The sequence below is a fragment of the Methylophaga sp. UBA5088 genome (assembly GCF_002414625.1).
In the GTDB taxonomy this organism is placed as follows: domain Bacteria; phylum Pseudomonadota; class Gammaproteobacteria; order Nitrosococcales; family Methylophagaceae; genus Methylophaga; species Methylophaga marina.
The window spans coordinates 10148-11242 of record NZ_DIAC01000091.1; the positions used below are offsets into that span (position 1 = coordinate 10148).

Genomic DNA, 1095 nt, shown 5'->3' on the forward strand with positions numbered 1-1095 from the left:
TCAGCCAGTAGCACTAGCGTATCCAGTATTATGAGCAGTTTGAATCAAGTGGTGCCAACCGGTGCCACCAATCTGCAGCAAGGCCTAGTCACCGTCAATAAGCTATCCCCTACCGATATTTATGTGATTACCGATGGTTTACCCACCAAGGGCAATTCAAACTATAAAAGCCTGAATCCGTTTTCTGGCTGTAGCTCCTTAACCAGTAATGCCAAAACCATTTCGGGTGAATGTAGAAAACGGCTGTTCCGACAAACCATCAACGAAAGTGGTCTGACCCAAGCGAAGAAGAATGTGATCTTGCTGCCACTGGAAGGGGATCCTAAAGCGGCGTATGAATACTGGGCCTGGGCGTCCAGCTCGGATGGTTTATTAATCAGCCCGGCGAGTAACTGGCCNNGTGATGTTGATTCTGATCTCCAAAACCGATGTCGATGTGGCTCCTACTGCTGGCACAGAAGATGTCAGTGCCATGCTCTCGCAGCTGGTGACCTTACAAAATTCGGTCAGTCAGATTCAGCAGGAAATGAACCAAAAACTCGACGCGCTTTCCTCCTTATCAGAACAAAAACAATCGGCCGCCGCCGCATCAAAAGCCTTGCAGCAGCAATTAAATGCCTTAAATAAAAAGCAGGCAGCCACCGCTGAGAGCATCGCCGGATTGGGTCTGGTAGAAGAGCGTTTAAAACAAGCTTCGTTAAGCACACCACAAAAACCCAATAAAACCCGTGATGAAGATGTGGGCGGTATTCCTGTTGATAGCGATTATGTGGTGTTTATCGTTGATACCTCAGGCAGTATGAAAAACATCTGGGGTAGAGTGTCTCAGGAAATTGTGAATGTATTGAATATTCATCCACAAGTGAAAGGCTTTCAAATCCTCAATGATATGGGGCAATCCATGATTTCCGGCTACGATGGTCAATGGATGCCAGACACACCCAACAGACGCAAAAGCGTTATCGACTTATTTAAAAGATGGAATGCGGTCTCCAATTCCAGCCCCGTAGAAGGCTTAAACACTGCTTTAAGAAAATATGCCAAAGCCAATATTACCACCTCGATTTATGTGTTTGGTGATGATTACACTGGTTC

At 46.2% G+C, this 1095-nt stretch carries 1 protein-coding gene; it reads left to right on the forward strand.

Going from position 1 to position 1095, the window contains the following annotated elements:
• Positions 1-403: 403 nt before the first annotated feature.
• Positions 404-1095 (forward strand): hypothetical protein (locus tag B4K20_RS11365; protein WP_289282970.1); only part of this gene is annotated, 692 nt, incomplete at its 3' end.